This window comes from Ruegeria sp. BJ3, assembly GCF_056535665.1.
The window spans coordinates 31,348-47,430 of sequence record NZ_JBQFIT010000001.1 but is presented as its reverse complement, the minus strand read 5'-3'; the positions used below and the strand labels follow the sequence as shown (position 1 = coordinate 47,430).

The 16,083-nt window shown below is 63.1% G+C and carries 15 protein-coding genes; 7 read left to right on the top strand and 8 right to left on the bottom strand.

Going from position 1 to position 16,083, the window contains the following annotated elements:
- Positions 1 to 182 precede the first annotated feature (182 nt).
- The 3 genes from ACR3EL_RS00235 to hslO are packed head-to-tail and all read right to left on the bottom strand — an operon-like array spanning position 183 to position 2,909.
- Positions 183 to 1,337, bottom strand: coding sequence for a CCA tRNA nucleotidyltransferase (locus ACR3EL_RS00235; protein WP_170340709.1), 1,155 nt, complete (start codon positions 1,335 to 1,337; stop codon positions 183 to 185).
- Positions 1,334 to 1,933 (bottom strand): CoA pyrophosphatase, encoded by a 600-nt coding sequence (locus ACR3EL_RS00230; RefSeq protein ID WP_170340707.1) that lies wholly within the window; start codon positions 1,931 to 1,933, stop codon positions 1,334 to 1,336. Before ACR3EL_RS00230 ends, ACR3EL_RS00235 begins: the two co-directional genes overlap by 4 nt.
- On the bottom strand, positions 1,923 to 2,909 hold the full coding sequence (hslO, locus tag ACR3EL_RS00225) for an Hsp33 family molecular chaperone HslO (RefSeq protein ID WP_093963913.1): 987 nt from the start codon (positions 2,907 to 2,909) through the stop codon (positions 1,923 to 1,925). The genes ACR3EL_RS00230 and hslO overlap by 11 nt, the downstream gene beginning before the upstream one ends.
- A 76-nt stretch (positions 2,910 to 2,985) precedes the next feature.
- On the opposite strand from hslO, the gene ACR3EL_RS00220 reads away from it, so the two are divergent.
- Positions 2,986 to 3,429 (top strand): NUDIX hydrolase, encoded by a 444-nt coding sequence (locus ACR3EL_RS00220; RefSeq protein WP_170340705.1) that lies wholly within the window; start codon positions 2,986 to 2,988, stop codon positions 3,427 to 3,429.
- Here the strand turns inward: ACR3EL_RS00220 and ACR3EL_RS00215 are convergent.
- Complete coding sequence (locus tag ACR3EL_RS00215; protein WP_480719945.1) at positions 3,426 to 4,691, bottom strand: PP2C family protein-serine/threonine phosphatase; 1,266 nt, start codon at positions 4,689 to 4,691, stop codon at positions 3,426 to 3,428. The genes ACR3EL_RS00220 and ACR3EL_RS00215 overlap by 4 nt on opposite strands.
- A gap of 157 nt (positions 4,692 to 4,848) precedes the next feature.
- Between ACR3EL_RS00215 and ACR3EL_RS00210 the strand changes: the two genes are divergently transcribed.
- Positions 4,849 to 5,175 (top strand): Hpt domain-containing protein, encoded by a 327-nt coding sequence (locus tag ACR3EL_RS00210; RefSeq protein ID WP_170340701.1) that lies wholly within the window; start codon positions 4,849 to 4,851, stop codon positions 5,173 to 5,175.
- Positions 5,176 to 5,179: 4 nt separating this feature from the next.
- Here the strand turns inward: ACR3EL_RS00210 and ilvA are convergent, their stop codons facing one another.
- The gene (gene ilvA, locus ACR3EL_RS00205) at positions 5,180 to 6,406 is read right to left on the bottom strand and encodes a threonine ammonia-lyase IlvA (protein WP_170340699.1); all 1,227 of its coding nucleotides are present in this window, start codon (positions 6,404 to 6,406) and stop codon (positions 5,180 to 5,182) included.
- Between the two features lie 59 nt (positions 6,407 to 6,465).
- Positions 6,466 to 7,233, bottom strand: a complete 768-nt coding sequence (locus ACR3EL_RS00200; protein ID WP_170340697.1) for a hypothetical protein — start codon at positions 7,231 to 7,233, stop codon at positions 6,466 to 6,468.
- Between the two features lie 134 nt (positions 7,234 to 7,367).
- Here ACR3EL_RS00200 and ACR3EL_RS00195 point away from each other — a divergent pair, with 134 nt between their 5' ends.
- The 4 genes from ACR3EL_RS00195 to msrA all read left to right on the top strand — a co-directional run bounded on the left by ACR3EL_RS00195 (position 7,368) and on the right by msrA (position 10,148).
- Positions 7,368 to 8,594: an argininosuccinate synthase gene (locus ACR3EL_RS00195; RefSeq protein ID WP_093963907.1), complete on the top strand. Its 1,227-nt coding sequence runs from the start codon at positions 7,368 to 7,370 to the stop codon at positions 8,592 to 8,594.
- Positions 8,595 to 8,626: 32 nt separating this feature from the next.
- Complete coding sequence (locus tag ACR3EL_RS00190; protein WP_170341448.1) at positions 8,627 to 9,025, top strand: DUF1810 domain-containing protein; 399 nt, start codon at positions 8,627 to 8,629, stop codon at positions 9,023 to 9,025.
- An 80-nt stretch (positions 9,026 to 9,105) separates the two neighbouring features.
- Positions 9,106 to 9,387: an SCP2 sterol-binding domain-containing protein gene (locus tag ACR3EL_RS00185; protein WP_005979840.1), complete on the top strand. Its 282-nt coding sequence runs from the start codon at positions 9,106 to 9,108 to the stop codon at positions 9,385 to 9,387.
- Positions 9,388 to 9,482: 95 nt separating this feature from the next.
- A complete protein-coding gene (gene msrA / locus ACR3EL_RS00180; RefSeq protein ID WP_480719943.1) occupies positions 9,483 to 10,148 on the top strand; it encodes a peptide-methionine (S)-S-oxide reductase MsrA in 666 nt (221 codons plus the stop codon).
- Here the strand turns inward: msrA and ACR3EL_RS00175 are convergent.
- Positions 10,145 to 11,017 (bottom strand): ribokinase, encoded by an 873-nt coding sequence (locus ACR3EL_RS00175; RefSeq protein ID WP_480719941.1) that lies wholly within the window; start codon positions 11,015 to 11,017, stop codon positions 10,145 to 10,147. The two genes, msrA and ACR3EL_RS00175, sit on opposite strands and share 4 nt — an antisense overlap.
- Positions 11,018 to 11,021: 4 nt before the next feature.
- Entirely contained in the window at positions 11,022 to 13,277 is a 2,256-nt protein-coding gene (locus ACR3EL_RS00170) for an NADP-dependent malic enzyme (protein ID WP_170340692.1), read from the bottom strand.
- Positions 13,278 to 13,437: 160 nt separating this feature from the next.
- Here ACR3EL_RS00170 and mutS point away from each other — a divergent pair, with 160 nt between their 5' ends.
- Positions 13,438 to 16,053 carry a DNA mismatch repair protein MutS gene (gene mutS, locus ACR3EL_RS00165; RefSeq protein WP_170369245.1) on the top strand — a complete coding sequence of 872 codons (2,616 nt, stop codon included), beginning with the start codon at positions 13,438 to 13,440 and terminating at the stop codon, positions 16,051 to 16,053.
- Positions 16,054 to 16,083: the final 30 nt, after the last annotated feature.

Here is a 16,083-nt window from a genome sequence, read left to right as displayed (position 1 = left end):
CCGATTGAGCAGAAAAATTGAAAATGCGAAAGCAGATGGCGCCAAAACACCACCCGTACGGGTCAGGTGTTCTGGCTTTAGCCGAACCAGATCCCGTAATACATTCGCAGTCCTCCATCCATGTGACAGGCGCACCCTAGCCGGAAACCCAAAGGCTTGTCATCCCCTTTTGAGACTTCCCGTCAAACTTGCAGCAGCGCGTCCCGGTCCAGCGTGAAGTCCGAGGCGATCCAGCGGCTTTCCAGTTCGGTTAGTTTCGCGCCCAGCGCAGGGCCGGAGTAGCGCCCGAGCAGATCGGCGGCCTTGACCGGGAATGTCGCCGAGGCCCCTTTTTTAATGGCCGCGCCTGTCTCAGCCGTCCAGGGCTGTTCCAGAAAGGCACAGCGCAGCAGGGCCGCGTCCTGCCCGTCTTGCAGACCCAGCCGATAACCCAATTCGGCCGCCCCGGAACCGCCCTGCGCGCCGTCCCGGATCCGGGTCAGGCGGGCCAGTTGCGCCTTGCTGAGGCGAAGAGTCCCGGCAACCTCGGGCCCCGCGATGGCTGCCAGACGGAGCAGCGCGTCGGGGGCAAGTCCGGCCTGCGATTCAAGATGGATCAGGATCGGCAGCGCCCGATCGTCGGCGCCGGCCAGCAGATGGGCCAGAACGCCGATGCTGCGCATGGCGGCCACCGATGGGGCCGGGTCGGGCGCGGTCAGCAGTTTCAGCATCTCGGCCCCGACCCGTTCGCGCGACAGCCGGTCGAGCCCGTCCAGATCGGCCGCAATCGCCGCCAGAGCATCCGGGTCCATCCCGGCCTGCGCATCGCCATACCAGGCGTGAAACCGGAAATACCGCAACGAGCGCAGATAGTCCTCGCGGATGCGATCTTGGGCCGCACCGATGAACCGCACGCGCCGCGCCTGCAGGTCGGGCAGGCCGCCCAGCGGATCCAGAATGGTGCCGTCGGGGCGGGAATAGAGCGCGTTCATCGTAAAATCGCGGCGGGCGGCGTCCTCTTCCACCTGGTCCGAAAAGGCCACGACCGCGCGCCGCCCGTCGGTTTCGACGTCGCGGCGAAAGGTTGTGATCTCATGTGGTTTGCCGTCGCTGACCACGGTCACGGTGCCATGATCAATCCCCGTCGGAATCGCCTTCAGCCCGGCCCGTTCAGCCAGGTCCATCACCTGTTGCGGGCGGGCATCGGTGGCGATGTCGAGATCCGAGACCGGGGCCCCCAGCAGCGCATTGCGGACGCAACCCCCAACGAACAGCGCCAGCGCGCCGCCCTCGGTCAGCGCCGCACACACGTTCTGCGTGGCCGGGTTGGTGATCCAGTCTTCGGTGATCCGCATCATTCGCTCATCCGTGCCGCCAGCCCGCGCAACATGCGGGCCGTGGCGCCCCAGATGTAGTAGGGGCCAAAGGGCACCGCGAAGTAATACCGCCGTGTTCCGCGCCAGATGCGCGATTCAACCACATAATTCGCAGGGTTCAGCACATGCGCAAGAGGAACCGAAAATACTTCGTCAACCTCGCCCGGTTCGGCCACCGGGTCAAAGCCGCGCTCCAGAACCGCCACCACCGGTGTCACGGCGAATGACGTGACGGTTTCATGCACCGGCAAGGTACCCAGAATGCGTGGCAGGTCCGGCGGCAGGCCGATCTCCTCCTGCGCCTCGCGCAGGGCGGTTGCGGTCACATCCGCATCGGTGTCATCCTGCTTGCCACCCGGAAAGGCGATCTGCCCCGGATGGTGTTTCAGGGCCGAAGACCGCTTGGTCAGGATCAGGCGCGGATCGTCGCGGGCCAGGTCCACGGCGATCAGAACACCCGCGGGGCGCAGCTTGCGCCCCGCAGGCAGAACCGTCCCGGGATTGAGGTCGAAGTCGCTGGACCCGTCACCGGGACGGGCCAGCGCCGCGCTCAGACGCGGGATCAGGTCAGCCGGCATCCGGATCTTCTGCCTCGAACCCGACGGATTTCGGATCCAGCACGTAATGCGCGCCGCAGAACTGGCAGTCGGCGGTCACGGTGCCTTCATCCGTGGTCATCTTCTCGATGTCCTGGGCCGAGTAGATCGACAGGCTTTGACGCACGCGGTCCTCGGAGCAGGTGCAGCCGAACTGCACCGACTGGGCCTCGTACACGCGGGGCTGTTCCTCGTGGAACAGGCGCACCAGCAGATCGGTCGGCGCCACGGATGGTCCGATCATTTCCAGATCCTCGACCGTGTCCAGAAGAATGTTGACCCGACCCCAGTTCTCTTCTTCCTGACCATCGACCAGATCGGCGGCTGTCAGAACTTCGCCCGTACCCTCGCCGCTGGCGACAAACGGAGACGCCTTTGGCATGTGCTGCAGCATGATGCCGCCGGCGCGCCAGCGTTCGCCCACACCCGGCTCGGTCGACCGGCCAAAGCTGAGCGAGAAGCGGGTCGGCAGCTGTTCGGACTGCGCGAAATACGCCTCGGCACAGGCGCTGAGCGATCCTCCGGCCAGCGGCGTGATCCCCTGATAGGGTTGCGTCCCCTTGCCCTGGTCGATCAGGATCGCAAAGTATCCCTCGCCCACCTGATCAAAGGGAGCACCTTCGGTCAGACGGTCGCGGTCAAAGCTGGCATAGGCCCTGATCTGCGCGGGCTGACCCTCTTCGCGCGGGGCGTAATAGTCGGTGGCGATCATCCGCACGGGCCCCTTGGACTGAACCTGCAGCGACAGCTTCCAGCGCAGCGCGACGGTCTGGCCGATCAGCGCGGTCAGCAAGGCCATCTCGGCCACCAGCGCCTCGACCTGTGCGGGGTAGTTGTGCTGCTTCAGGATGCCGTCCAGCACCCCGTCCAGCCGGGCCACGCGGCCACGCATATCCGATACATCAAGTTGAAAGGGCAGGACGGTATCGTCCCACGCGATTTTCGTTCCAAGAGACATGGGGTTTCCTTAAGCGCCGCAAGTTGGCATATCGCCACCATATAGGTCGTACATTCGGGGTTGAAAGGGTCCTTACATGATCAGACGGTTCGGCGAAACCCCGGAACCGGGACGGAAATACACGCGCCGGGTCGGCGTCTATGCGCTGCTGCCGCGCGGGGCCAGCCTGCTGCTGACCTGCCAGACCGAACCCGGACCCGACTTGCAGCTGCCCGGTGGCGGGATCGACCCCGGCGAGTCGCCAATAGTCGCCCTGCATCGCGAAGTGTTCGAAGAAACCGGATGGTCGATCGCGGACCCGCGGCGGGTTGGTGCGTTTCGGCGATTCACCTACATGCCCGAATATGATTTGTGGGCCGAGAAGGTCTGTCTGATCTACCGCGCTCGCCCGGTTCAACGCAAAGGACCACCGACCGAACCCTTTCACGAGGCGGTTTGGATGAACACCGGCGATGCGGTTCACATGTTGGGCAATGCAGGCGACCGGCACTTCGCGCGGCTGCATCTATCTGGGCTTTAGTTTCCGTTGTACTCGAAAAACACGGCTGAAACGTCATCCTCCATCCCGGCACCCGGCGGCATACCCTGAGTTAATCGCCAGAACATGTCGTCCAGAAACTCAGGCCCGCTGTTCGCACCAAGACATTCCAGCGCCATCCGTTGCAGCCCGTCCTCATCGAGCAGATCACCGTTTTTGACACGGCATTCGGTGAAGCCGTCCGAGTACAACAGCAGCTTGTCACCGCGCTGCAGATAGGTTTCGGTCTGCTGGAACGCCACATCGGGCAGCAATCCGATGGGCAGGCCGCCATCCCCAAGGAACTCTGCCCGGCCGGTCCGGCGCAACAGCAGTGGATGGGGGTGCCCAGCCTGAACCATCCTCAGGTGGCCGTTGCGCAGGTCCACGATGGCGTAGACCATGGTGAAATACTCCTCGATCCCCGTGTCGGCCATCAGGCGGGCATTCAGGATGGCGGCCACCTGCTCGGGTGGCAGCAAGGCGTAGAACTTGTTGAACCGCTTCTCCATTGCGACGTTCTGATCGAAATGCTGGCTGGTCAGATACCCGCCCAACCGCGCCGTCATCATTGCTGACGTGATACCGTGGCCGGAGACATCGATGCTGTAGAACCCGATCCGGTTCGCGCCCGGCGAAAAAATCCCCACCAGGTCACCCCCGATGTGGCCGCAGGGTTTGAGCAGCAGGCTGACCCGGGACCTGCCAAATTCCCGATAGAGTTCCGGCACCAGTGATTCCTGTATCTTGCGCGCCTGGATCAGATCCCTGTCGATGGCGTCATGCGCAAGGCGCAGTTCGGACAATGCGGTTTCGATCAACCGGTTCTTGTCCGAAAGCTCGCGCTGCATATCAAGAATGCGGGCCCCTGCCGAAATGCGGGCCCGCAACTCGTCTGCTTCAAGCGGTTTGATCAGGAAATCATCCGCACCGGCATCCAGACCGCGCGCGACTTCCTGCTTCTCACTTTTTGAGGTCAGAAGGATGAAATAGGTATACTGGTCGTTCTCCAACGCGCGAAACGCGCGGCAGAATTCCAGCCCGCCCATGCCCGGCATCACCCAGTCACTGAGCACCAGATCAGGCAGGGCCTTTTTACAGATCTCGATCGCTTCTTCACCGCTGTCGGCCTCGACAACCGTGAATCCCCATTTCTTCAGCGACGCCACCAGAATACGGCGTTGCAGGCGGCTGTCATCGACCACCAGCACAGTCCGGATGGCTCCAAAATCCAGGTCAGCCTTGGCCTCAATTTGGCTGGACACTCGCACGCGAAACCTCTGCGTATTTTCCAACTGGGGTGGGGCAAAGCTACGGCGCTCGGCTTAACAACCGATGAAAGCTGTTCACCGCAGTGGCTTAACCCGGATTTTACCCCGGACCGGTATTCAGAGACGGTTTCGGTCAAGGTGGAGGACGGTGATGATACACTGGCCAAGGGTGCGCCAGCTGCGTGATGAAGTCGGGTCCGAGGAGTTCGACGAGGTCGTCCGGATTTTTCTGGATGAAGTCGGTGAGGTCATGGGCCGCTTGACGTCGGACACCGACCGATCCGCGCTTGAGCAGAACCTGCATTTCCTCAAGGGCAGTGCATTGAGCCTTGGTTTTGAGAGCCTGTCCAAACTCTGTCAGGATGGCGAACGGCGCGCTTCTGCGGGCCATGGGGCGGAAGTCGATCTGGACGCGGTCATCGCGGCTTTTGACCGCTCGCGCGCGGAATTCATGTCCGGCTTAAAGGACAACCTGTAATCGGTCAGATCACAAACTGCGCCAGCGTCTCGTCCTCGGTGATGTCGGTATAGACGAACCCGGCATCGTCGAGATGCGCGAACAGGCGCAGGAAATTGTCCGGCTTGCTGGTCTCGATCCCGATCAGGACTGAACCGAAATTGCGCGCTGATTTCTTCATGTATTCAAACCGGGCGATGTCATCTTCGGGGCCGAGGATGTTCAGAAATTCCTTCAGTGCTCCGGGACGCTGCGGCAGGCGCAGGATGAAGTACTTCTTGACGCCCGAGTAGCGCTGCGCCCGCTCTTTGACCTCGGGAAGACGCTCGAAATCGAAATTCCCGCCCGAGGTGACGCAGACGACCGTCTTGCCGCGCACAAAGCTCTGGACGTCGCCCACCGCCTCGATCGCCAGAGCGCCGGCGGGTTCCAGCACGATGCCTTCGACGTTCAACATCTCGATCATGGTGGTGCAAATGCGGTCCTCGGACAGAACGATCACGTCCGACAGGTGCCGGTCACGCAACAGCTGGAACGGCTTGTCGCCGATCCGGCCCACCGCCGCGCCGTCGACGAAATTGTCCACCTTGTCCAGCGCCACCGGATGGCCCGCCGCCAGCGCCGCGCGCAGACAGGCCCCGCCCGCGGGTTCGACGAACAGGCAATGGGTACGGTCGCCGAACCACGTCGCCACACCCGAGGACATGCCGCCCCCGCCCACCGGCAGCACCACGTGATCGGGCAGGCGGCCCAGCTGTTCTTCGATCTCCACGGCCAGTGAGGCCTGCCCTTCGATCACGTCGTCATCGTCGAACGGCGACAGGAAATACCCGCCCTGCTGCGCACACCAGTCCTGAGCCGCGGCAAGCGTGTGGTCGAAATAGTCGCCGGTCAGGTGGATCTCGACGTTGTCGCCACCAAAGATTCGGGTCTTCTGGATCTTTTGCTGAGGTGTCGTCACCGGCATGAAGATCACGCCTTTGACCCCCATGTGCTTGCACATAAAGGCCACGCCCTGCGCGTGGTTGCCAGCGCTGGCGCAGACGAACAGGTCCTGTCCCTGCTGCTTGCGCATGGCGTTGAACGCACCACGGATCTTGTAGGACCGCACCGGGCTGAGGTCTTCGCGTTTCAGCCAGATGTCGGCGTCGTATTTCTCGGACAGATGGGCATTGCGCTGCAACGGTGTTGCAGGAAACACGGTGCGCATCGCCTGTTCGGCGGCGCGGGCGCGGGTCATGAAATCACTCATGCCGCATTCCCTGCCCCATCAGGCCGACAAGGGCAAGGAATACATCGGTGTACGGGTTCTCAGCCCAGTTCGCGCTTTTCGATGAACACGCCGTACATCGTGGTCAGGATGCTGACGTTGATCATCGGCAGGATCAGGATCCCGAAAAACAGGGCGATCAATACACCCAGTACCGGAATGATCGACAAAACTCCGATCGCCAGCTGAACCAGGAACTGAAACAGGAACGAGACCACGATAAGAACGACGATTGTTCCAGCGGTACCCAGAGTGTTGTTCCATGCCTCGCTCAACGTGATCGGCTGGCCGATTGCCGCAGCCGGCAGGATGATCGACAGCCGATAGAAGCAAATAGCCAGGAAAACCAGGTAGCCGATGGTCAGGATGATCGAAATGGCAATCAGTCCTTCGCCGAGCATGCCTGTCAGGATCCCCATCGGCAGGAACGCAAATGCCATAAGGATCCCCAGCATCAGCCCGCGTCCGAAATAGGCCAGAATGCGATCGAACCGAAAGGTAGGCAGCACGCCGGAAGGATACTCTTCCAGAAGAATGTATCTGTGCCAGGCCACCGCGATCCAGCCCATGATGAGGACCATCACGACGAATAGGAGAAACGCGAACAGAATAAGGGCCCCCGGATTCACCCCCGGCGGTAGCCCGTTCGGATTGTCATCGAATGCCTCGAGTGGAATTCCGGACACCATGAACAGGCCGATGATCGCAACCGTTCCAATTACGGCCGGACCGATAACGATTTGCGCCACCTGCTTGAGATTGCCAAAAACCATCCGAAGCGAGTGGGCAAAAATATTCCATCCGAGCATTCCGAAATTTCCTTAATCAATCCACGGTTGATACCGTTTGACTGCAATTCCGCCGCCCGGTCAATCCACAGCTTCTTGCCCCCACGTCGAAAACCCGCTAGGGGCCAATCGTCTTACGCATAAGGGGAAGTCAGATGTCCGCGCCCAAGAAAGTTGTTCTGGCCTATTCCGGTGGCCTTGATACCTCGATCATCCTGAAATGGCTGCAGACCGAGTATGGCTGCGAGGTGGTGACCTTCACCGCCGATCTGGGTCAGGGCGAAGAGCTTGAGCCCGCCCGCCAGAAGGCCGAGCTGCTGGGGATCAAGCCCGAGAACATCTATATCGAGGACATCCGCGAGGAGTTCGTGCGCGATTTCGTCTTCCCCATGTTCCGCGCCAATGCGCAGTACGAAGGGCTGTACCTGCTGGGTACCTCGATCGCGCGTCCGCTGATTTCCAAGCGCCTGATCGAGATCGCCAAGGAAACCGGCGCTGACGCGGTGGCGCATGGCGCCACCGGCAAGGGCAATGACCAGGTGCGGTTCGAACTGGCGGCCTATGCGCTGAACCCCGACATCAAGGTGATCGCGCCCTGGCGCGAGTGGGACCTGACCAGCCGCACCAAGCTGCTGGAATTCGCCGAGGCGCACCAGATCCCGATCGCCAAGGACAAGCGCGGCGAGGCGCCCTTCTCGGTGGACGCAAACCTGCTGCACACCTCGTCCGAGGGCAAGGTTCTGGAAGATCCCGCCGTTCAGGCGCCCGACTATGTCTATCAGCGCACCGTCCACCCCGAGGACGCCCCGAACGAGCCCGAATATATCGAGATCGGCTTTGAAAAAGGCGACCCGGTCAGCATCAATGGCGAGGCGATGAGCCCCGCCACCATCCTGACCAAGCTGAACGAATACGGCGGCAAGCACGGCATCGGTCGTCTGGATCTTGTCGAGGGCCGGTTCGTGGGCATGAAGTCGCGCGGCATCTATGAAACACCGGGCGGCACCATCCTGCTGGAAGCTCATCGTGGCATCGAATCCATCACCATGGACCGCGGCGCGATGCACCTGAAGGACCAGCTGATGCCGCAATATGCCGAGCTGATCTACAACGGCTTCTGGTACAGCCCCGAGCGCGAGATGCTGCAGGCCGCCATCGACAAAAGCCAGGAACACGTCACCGGCACCGTTCGCGTGAAGCTGTACAAGGGTCTGGCCTCGACCGTGGGCCGCTGGTCGGATCACTCGCTGTATTCCGAGGCGCATGTGACTTTTGAGGAAGACGCCGGTGCCTATGACCAGAAAGACGCCGCCGGCTTCATCCAGCTGAACGCACTGCGGCTCAAGCTGCTGGCGGCACGCGACAAGCGGTTGTCCAAGTGACCGAGGATGACGGCCTGGACGACGAACTGGAAATGTTCATCGAAGCGCAGGACACGGTCTGGTCCGATGTCCTGCGCGAACTGGAACAGGGACAGAAGACCAGCCATTGGATGTGGTTCGTCTTTCCGCAACTGGCCGAGTTGGGCCAGTCGCACATGGCGCAGCTCTACGGGATCGAGGATCTGGGCGAGGCTGCCGCCTATCTTGCCCACCCCGAACTGCGCCGCCGCCTGTCCGAGGTGGCCCGGCTGCTGCTGACCCACGCAGGCAAGGACCCGGCCGAGATTCTGGGCAAGGTCGATGCCAAGAAGCTGCGGTCGTCCATGACCCTGTTCGCCGCCGTGCCCGATGCTCCGCCCGAATTCCAGGCGGTTCTGGATGCGTTCTATGACGGGCAGCCCTGCCCGCGCACGCAACAAGCCTTGGGCTGAGCGGTTTCCCGTAAGGTCACGCTTGCCCCGGCCCCTGCCCTCTGTCACCCCGAACGCAAGTGCGAAATAGGGAGGCAGGGATGCTGCAGGAGATCGCCGAGGGAATCCAGAAGGGACTGGCCGACAAGCGCTTTGACGGCTCGTTGAAATTCGATTGCGGCGCCGATGGCGTGATCGTGCTGGCCGACAACACGGCCACCACCCAGGACCGCGAGACCGATTGCACCATCCGCATCTCGCGCGAGAACCTGGGCAAGCTGCTGACCGGCAAGCTGAACCCGATGACAGGGGTGATGATGGGCAAGCTCAAGATCTCGGGCGACATGGGCGTCGCGATGAAGCTGGGGCAGCTGCTGGGCTAGGCGATAAACTCGTCTCACCACCGCGTGACAAACGGTTTCAACCGATTGCCAGCCGCCCCGTTGCGCGTCAGCCTGAGGCGGAAAGGAGGTCCGCCATGACCCGTTGCCTCGACCAGATCAAGCTGACCCTTCTGTTTGCACTGATTGCGCTGGCGCTGATCCTGCGCGCTCAGCCGGTCCCGGCGGCCGGGACCGAAACGCTGACCGTGGCGGGCGGCTGCTTTTGGTGCGTCGAAGCCGATTTCGAATCCGTGCCCGGCGTGATCGAGGCGGTTTCCGGCTATACCGGCGGCACGACTCCGAACCCCACCTACAGCCAGGTCACGAGCGGAGGCAGCGGCCATTACGAGGCGGTGCAGATCACCTTCGACCCGGCCCGCGTCTCCCGTGAAACGCTGCTGAACCTGTTTTTCCGCTCGGTCGATCCCACCGATGCTGGCGGGCAGTTCTGTGACCGTGGCGACAGCTACCGCACCGCGATTTTTGTCTCTAACACAGGCGAGAATGCTTTGGCCGAACGCAGCAAAGCCGAAGCGCAGCGTGCGCTGGGTCAGGCCATCGTGACTCCGGTCCTGCCGCTTGGGGCGTTCTATCCGGCCGAGGACTATCATCAGGATTACTACAAGGGCAAAAAGCTGGTGTTCACCCGGTTCGGGCCGAAACGCCAGCTGAATGCCTACAAGGCGTATCGCAAGGCCTGCGGCCGCGATGCGCGGGTCCGGCAATTGTGGGGCAACGCCGCGCCGTTTGCCGGATCTTAATCCAGCGCGGCCTCGCGCACCTCTTTCAGATCGGGAATGACATCTGCCGTGCCGGGTCGCATCACCATCAGCGCAGCAGCCCGATTGGCCTGGGTGATGGCCTGCGCCATCGGCATCCCCCGGTCCATTCCGGCCAGGACATATCCGGTAAAGGTGTCCCCGGCCCCGGTCGTGTCCACGGCCTTGACCTTGTGGGCGGGAAACTCTGCCACCGCCTGCCCGCGTTGATGATAGCGGGCCCCTTTTGACCCCAGCGTGACGATCACATGCTCGACCGCCAGATCGGCCGGGGCCAGCCCCGTGGCCTGCTGCAGCTGGGCGGCTTCGACCTCGTTCAGGATCAGGAAATCCAGATAGGGCAGCACCGCCTGCACCGCCGTCGCGCTGAAGGGGGCCGCGGCATAGCACACCGTCAGACCCCGCTCGCGGCCCAGCTTCGCGGCCTCGACCTGTGCGGTGGTCTCGTTCTGGAACACCAGAAGATCGCCCGTGTCAGAGTCTGCCAGCGCGGCGGAAACCTGACCGGCTCCGATCGCGTGGTTGGCGCCGGGGTACAGGATGATTAGGTTTTCGCCCTGCGCATCCACGGCGATGATCGCATGGCCCGTGGGCTGATCGACCTGCGCGATGTGCCGCGTGTCGACCCCATATTCGGTCAACCGGTCGCGGGCCCACAACCCGTCGGCCCCCACGGCGCCGATGTGGCGCACATGCGCCCCAGCACGCGCCGCGGCAACCGACATGTTCGCGCCCTTGCCGCCCAGAAACCGCTGCAACCCGCTGGCCGCCAGGGTTTCACCCGGCGCCGGCAGGTGCGGTAGCGCATAGACCATGTCGGCATTGATCGAGCCCAGGTTCCAGATTGCCATCGGATCACGCCATGTCGCACGAGGCCAGGATGGCCATGTTCAGGATGTCATTCGCGGTCGAGCCGGTCGAACAGATCTGGATCGGCTTGTCGATGCCGGTCAGGATCGGGCCGATCACCGTGGCTCCGGCCATTTCCTGCATCAGCTTGGTGGAAATCGAGGCCGAGTGCCGCGCGGGCACGATCAGGATGTTGGCCGGCCCGGTCAGGCGGCAGAAGGGATAGGCCTCTTGCTGGTGGGCGTTCAGCGCCACGTCGACGGTCATCTCGCCTTCGTATTCGAAATCGACGCCGCGCGCTTCCAGCACTTGCGGGGCCTTGTACAGCTTTTCGGTCCGTTCGGACACCGGATAGCCAAAGGTCGAGAAGCTTACAAACGCCACCCGAGGCTCCAGTCCCATGTGGCGGGCAACCGTGGCGGCGCGTTCGGCAACCGTCGCCAGATCGTTCTCGTCGGGCCATTCATGCACCAGCGTGTCGCCGATCAGCACGATCCGGCCCTTGTGCAACAGCGCGGTGATCCCGGCGGCGCCATGGGCGGCGTCGGCGTCGAATACGTGATTGATCTGATCCAGAACATGCGCCGATTTCCGGGTGGCACCTGTCACCAACCCGTCGGCGTGCCCATGGGCCAGCATCAGCGCGGAAAACACATGCCTGTCGCGGGCCGCGAGGCGATGTACGTCCTTGCCATCGAACCCGCGCCGCTGCAGGCGTTTGTAGAGAAAGTCCTTGTAGGTTTGCAGGTGCTGCGTGTTGGCGGCGTTGATCACCTCCAATTCACGCACCGCGTCGCCGAGACCAGCGGCCTCGAGCTTGGCTTTCACGTCATCGTGCCGGCCCACCACCAGGGCTTTGCCAAATCCTGACCGTTGATACATCACCGCCGCACGCAAAACGCGGGGGTCGTCACCTTCCGCAAAGACAATCCGGTTTTGTGCCGCACGGGCCCGGGCGTTCAGGCCGCGCAGAATGCTGGCGGTCGGGTCCATGCGCGACTTGAGGCTCAGCTCATAGGCCTCCATGTCGATGATCGGCCGCCGGGCCGCGCCTGTGTCCATCCCGGCCTTCGCAACCGCGGGCGGAATCCGATGGATCAGACGCGGATCGAACGGCGTGGGAATGATGTAGTCGCGCCCGAAGGTCAGCGATTTGCCATAGGCCAGTGCTACCTCGTCGGGCACATCCTCGCGCGCCAACCGGGCCAGCGCGTGGGCGCAGGCGATCTTCATCTCGTCGTTGATGGCGCGGGCGTGGATGTCCAGCGCCCCGCGGAACAGGTAGGGAAAGCCCAGAACGTTGTTGACCTGGTTGGGGTAGTCGCTGCGTCCGGTGGCCACGATGGCGTCAACGCGCACCTCGTGCGCCTCTTCCGGGGTGATTTCCGGATCGGGGTTGGCCATGGCGAAGATCACCGGATTGTCGGCCATGCTGGCAACCATCTCCTGCGTGACCGCGCCTTTGACGGATACGCCTAGGAACACGTCGGCGCCCTTCATGGCCTCTTCCAGCGTGCGCAGCTCGGTCGAAATCGCGTGGGCCGATTTCCACTGGTTCATGCCCTCGGTCCGGCCCTGATAGATCACGCCCTTGGTGTCGCAGACGATGCAGTTTTCATGCCGGGCACCCATCGCCTTGAGCAGTTCGATACAGGCGATTCCCGCCGCTCCGGCCCCGTTCAGGACGATCTTCACATCCTCAATCTTCTTGCCCGAGATGTGCAGCGCGTTGATCAGCCCCGCCGCGCAGATCACCGCCGTGCCGTGCTGGTCGTCGTGAAAGACGGGGATGTCCATCTCTTCCTTCAGGCGCTGCTCGATGATGAAACATTCCGGCGCCTTGATGTCTTCCAAGTTGATGCCGCCGAAGGTTGGCCCCATCAGCCGCACTGCACGGCAGAATTCGTCGGGGTCCTCGGTGTCCAGCTCGATGTCGATCGAGTTCACGTCGGCGAAGCGTTTGAACAGGACGGATTTGCCCTCCATCACCGGCTTGCTGCCCAGTGCGCCCAGATTGCCCAGCCCCAGAACCGCCGTCCCGTTCGAGATCACGGCCACCAGGTTGCCCTTGTTGGTATAGTCATAGGCGGTCTCGGGGTTTTCCGCGATGGCTTCACACGGAACCGCCACCCCGGGGCTGTAGGCCAGCGACAGATCGCGCTGCGTGGTCATGGGAACGGTGGCCTGCACCTCCCACTTGCCGGGGGTGGGTTCCAGGTGAAAGGCCAGCGCCTCTTCTTTGGTGATCTTCGCTTTGGGCATTGTGACGGTCGGTTCCATGACTTGGGGGCTTTTCGCCTCATACCGCAGCCGGGGGCGCGCCTCAACGACTATGCGATTTCACCTTTCGTCGCGGTTGGGGGATTTGTAAGGTCGCGCCGGAATACGCCAGAGGGGAGCAGCCTTGTCCAACGTCACGCCGATGATGGCGCAATACCTGGAAATCAAAGAGGCCCACAAAGACGCCCTGCTGTTTTACCGCATGGGCGATTTCTACGAGATGTTCTTCGAGGATGCCGTGAACGCCGCCGAGGCGCTGGACATCGCCCTCACCAAGCGCGGCAAGCACAATGGCGAAGATATCCCCATGTGCGGCGTGCCGGTACATTCGGCCGAGGGCTATCTGCTGACGCTGATCCGCAAGGGCTTTCGCGTCGCCGTCTGCGAACAGATGGAAAGCCCGGCCGAGGCTAAGAAAAGAGGCTCTAAATCGGTGGTAAAGCGCGATGTCGTGCGCCTTGTCACCCCCGGCACCCTGACCGAGGACGCCCTGCTGGAGGCCCGCCGCCACAACTTTCTGGCCGCCTATGCCGAGGTGCGCGACGAGGCCGCGCTGGCCTGGGCCGACATCTCGACCGGGGCGTTTCACGTGATGCCGCTGACCTCGGTCCGCCTCAGCCCCGAGCTGGCCCGGCTGGCCCCGTCCGAGCTGATCGTGGCCGATGGATCCGAGGCCAGTCTGCGCGACACGGTCCAAGACCTGGGCATCGCGCTCACCCCCATCGGGCGGGCCAGTTTCGACAGCACTGCGGCAGAAAAACGCATCTGCGGCTTGTTTCACGTGGGCACGCTGGACGCGTTCGGCAGCTTTGGGCGGGCCGAGATTTCCGCCATGGGCGCGCTGATCGACTATCTGGAAATCACGCAGAAGGGCAAATTGCCGCTGCTGCAGACGCCGATGAAGGAATCCGAGGATCGCGTCGTGCAGATCGACGCAGCCACCCGCCGCAATCTGGAACTCACACGGTCCTTGTCGGGCGGACGGGCCGGATCGCTGCTGTCGGTGGTGGACCGGACGGTGACCCCGGGCGGCGCGCGCCTGTTGGAACAACGCCTGTCCAGCCCCTCGCGCAATCTGGATGTGATCCATGCCCGGCTGGATGCGGTGGATTTTGCCGCCCAGGACAGCCTGATCGCCGCCGATCTGCGCGAGGCGCTGCGCAAAACGCCCGATCTGGACCGCGCCCTGTCGCGCCTGTCGCTCGAGCGAGGCGGTCCGCGCGATCTGGCTGCCATCCGCAACGGGCTGGCGCAGGCGCAGGCGATTGCCGAAATCTGTGCCGGTCAGGATCTGCCGGTGCTGCTGGCGACCGCGGTGCAGAACCTCGTGGGCTTCGACGATCTGCTCGGCCTGCTGGATCAGGCGCTGGTCGCCGATCCGCCGCTGCTGGCACGCGATGGCGGCTTCATCGCCCCCGGTTTCGACGCCGAGCTGGACGAGGCCCGCACCCTGCGCGACGAAGGCCGCTCGGTCATTGCCGGGTTTCAGCAAAAATACGCGGAACATACCGGCATCGCTTCGCTGAAGATCAAGCACAATAACGTGCTGGGCTATTTCATCGAGACCACGGCCACCCATGCCGAAAAGATGCTGAACCCGCCCTTCAGCGAGACCTATATTCATCGCCAGACCACCGCCAACCAGGTGCGGTTCACCACGGTTGAGCTCAGCGAGATCGAAACCCGCATCCTGAACGCCGGCAACCTGGCGCTTGAGATCGAAAAGCGGCTCTATCAAAGGCTTTCCGACGAGATTCTGGCGCAGGCTGCCCGCATCAATCAGGCCGCGCGCGGGTTGGCTGAACTGGACCTGACCACCGCGCTGGCCGATCTGGCGCGGGGCGAGAACTGGTGCCGCCCACAGGTGGACGGCTCCCGCGCCTTTGATGTCGTTGCGGGGCGTCATCCGGTTGTGGAACATGCGCTGCGCCAGCAATCCGGTGATGCCTTCATCGCCAATGACTGCGACCTCAGCGCCGAGGACGGTGCGGCCATCTGGCTGCTGACCGGCCCCAACATGGCCGGTAAATCGACCTTCCTGCGCCAGAACGCACTGATCGCGCTGCTGGCGCAGATGGGCAGTTTCGTTCCGGCCGAACGCGCCCATATTGGGCTGGTCAGCCAGCTGTTCAGCCGCGTGGGCGCCTCCGACGATCTGGCGCGGGGGCGATCGACCTTCATGGTCGAGATGGTCGAAACCGCGGCGATCCTCAACCAGGCCGATGACCGGGCGCTGGTGATCCTCGATGAAATCGGGCGCGGCACCGCCACCTATGACGGCTTGTCCATCGCCTGGGCCACGCTGGAACATCTGCACGCCGCCAACCGCTGCCGGGCGTTGTTCGCCACGCATTACCACGAACTGACCGCGCTGGCCGGCAAGCTGGAGGGCGTCGAAAATGCGACCGTCGCGGTCAAGGAATGGGAGGGCGAAGTGATCTTCCTGCACGAGGTTCACAAGGGCGCGGCCGACCGCTCTTACGGCGTGCAGGTCGCGCAATTGGCCGGCCTGCCCGCCTCGGTGGTCGAGCGCGCACGCGTGGTTCTGGACCAGTTGGAGAAGACCGAGCGCGAGGGCGGCAAGCAAAAGGCGCTGATCGATGATCTGCCGCTGTTTTCCGCCGCACCGCCCCCGCCGCCACCGGTTGCGAAGGCCTCGCCGGTCACCGACATGCTGGACCAGATCCTGCCGGACGAGCTGACCCCCCGCGAAGCACTGGACCTGATCTACAAACTGAAAGAGGCGGCCAGATCCTGACCGCCCCATTCAATTGTCACTGAAGCACTG